A 1421-nucleotide genomic window follows, 5' to 3' on the forward strand; every position below is an offset into this window, starting at 1 on the left:
CGCCGGCCGCACGGCACCGCGGCCGAACCGGCGCACGACCTCGTCGATCGTCCGCTCGGCGTCGCGCCATTCCTCGTCGGGGTCCCACAGTGGTGCCCCGTCGCCGGCGTGCCGGAGGTGCTCGGCTCGCACGCCGATCAGCCGGACGCGCCGACCGTCGCCCACGAGCTCGCCGAGCGGCACGAGCGCCTCCTCGTAGATGCGTCGCGCGACGTCGGTCGGCTCGGCCAGCGTGCGCGACCGGGTGACCGTCGTGAAGTCGCCGTAGCGGAGCTTCAGGGTGACGGTACGCGCCAGCATGCCGGCACGGCGCAGCCGAACGCCGACGTCGGTCGCCAATCGCAGGAGCTCGCGCGCGATCTCGTCGTGCGCGACGAGGTCGTGATGGAACGTCGTCTCGTGGCCGATGCTCTTCTCGACCCGCCGCGTCTCGACGTCGCGCGGGTCGACGCCGTCGGCCAATCGGGTCAGGCGCGCCGCGAGCGCCGGGCCGACCGCGCGGGCCAGCGCGTCCTCCGGCATGTCGGCCACGTCGCCGACCGTGCGGAGGCCGAGCTTTCGGAGCGACTCCTCGGTCACGCGGCCGACGCCCCAGAGCGCCGACACGGGCAGCGGGTGCAGGAACGCGGTCGTCTCGGATGCGGGGACGACGAGCATGCCGTCGGGCTTGGCGCGCGAGGACGCGACCTTCGCGACGTACTTGCTCGCGGCGACGCCCACCGAGCAGGTGAGTCCGGTCTCGTCGTGGACCCGTCGGCGGATGGTCCAGGCGATCTCGGCCGGGCTGCCGTGCAGGCGGCGCGCGCCCGACACGTCGAGGAAGGCCTCGTCGATCGAGAGCGGCTCGACGAGGGGAGTGAGCTCGCGGAAGATCTCCATGACGCGCTCGGAGTACTCCGAGTAGCGCCGGTAGTCGCCGCGGAGCACGACCGCGTTGGGGCAGCGCTGCAGCGCGACCGACATCGGCATCGCCGAGTTCACCCCGTAGCGCCTGGCCTCGTAGCTCGCGGCGGCGACGACCCCTCGCCCCGCAGTCCCGCCGACGAGCACGGGCCTGCCGCGCAGCTCGGGCCGGCGAAGGAGTTCGACGGACACGAAGAACGCGTCCATGTCGACGTGCAGGATCGGGGTCGCGGAGTCGTCGACCGGACCGATCGTGACCTGCCTCGACGAGCCGTCCTGCTTGCTCACGCAGCGACCCTAGCGCCCGCCGCCGACACCCGGGTCAGAACCCGAAGTCGCCGAAGTCTCCGCCGCCGAAGTCCCCGCCACCGCCGAAGTCCCCGAAACCGCCCCAGTCGCCGCCCGCATCACCCGCGCCCGCGGCGTCGATCGACCCCGCGTCGGCACCGGCGTCAGCGCCCACGTCGTCGCCGCCCGAGGCCTCGCCGTCGGTCGCGCCCGCGGCGTCGAACGCCGAC

2 protein-coding genes are annotated in these 1421 nt (G+C 73.9%); both read right to left on the minus strand.

Annotated elements, in window-relative coordinates; translation table 11 throughout:
* Positions 1-1191 (minus strand): DNA polymerase IV (locus ESO86_RS16955; protein ID WP_129235959.1); only part of this gene is annotated, 1191 nt, incomplete at its 3' end.
* Between the two features lie 34 nt (positions 1192-1225).
* On the minus strand, positions 1226-1421 hold a 196-nt coding region (locus ESO86_RS19840; RefSeq protein WP_207207206.1), incomplete at its 5' end, for a hypothetical protein.

This window comes from Agromyces binzhouensis, from assembly GCF_004135055.1.
In the GTDB taxonomy this organism is placed as follows: Bacteria; Actinomycetota; Actinomycetes; order Actinomycetales; family Microbacteriaceae; genus Agromyces; species Agromyces binzhouensis.